We start from the raw sequence: 638 nt of genomic DNA on the forward strand, positions 1-638 counted from the left end.
GGCGAATCGATCTGGTACCACGCGTGCTGATGACCGAACCGCGCAGCGAGTACATCCATTTCCTTCCGAGCATCGGCAGCCAGCAGCTCAACGTGCGCTTCATCGTGCATCCCGGCAGGGAAGGCGAGCTGAACCGCTACGAAGACCTCCATCGACTGTCCGTCGGGGTCAAGCGCGGCACCGCCTACTTCGAGCCCTTCGACAGCGACGGTCAGCTCGATCGCGTCTACGCCAGCGACGATGCACAACTGGTCGCCATGTTCCGCGCCGACCGCCTCGACGCCATCGCCGTGCTCGACGCGATTCCGATGGAAACGCAGCTCCAGGCCATGAACTTTCACGACTACAGCTACGCGCACTACGCCCATCAGCAGACCCTGGACAACCACTTCGGCGCATCGCTGGCACGCTATCAGGGCGACCGACACGCACTCTACGACCGCCTTGCCGCCGAACTGGAGCGCATGCGCGCGGACGGCGAGATTGCACTGATCTACCGCCGCCATGGCGTTACGCCACCCGATGAGGCGAACTGATTGCCCCGCCGGGCTGTCCGATACAGACACTGACTCAAGGAGACCCGCCAATGGGCATTATCGGCACCATCTTCATCGGCCTGATCGTCGGGCTGGTTGCAC

General features: G+C 63.2%; 1 protein-coding gene. It reads left to right on the forward strand.

Features of this window, described 5'->3' with window-relative positions; genetic code table 11:
- Positions 1–536, forward strand: a 536-nt coding sequence (locus J0A65_RS25045; protein WP_206596937.1) for a substrate-binding periplasmic protein, incomplete at its 5' end; no start/stop codon positions are given.
- Positions 537–638: the final 102 nt, after the last annotated feature.

Origin of the sequence: Bowmanella yangjiangensis (assembly GCF_017255015.1) — a bacterium.
Lineage (GTDB): Bacteria > Pseudomonadota > Gammaproteobacteria > Enterobacterales > Alteromonadaceae > Bowmanella > Bowmanella yangjiangensis.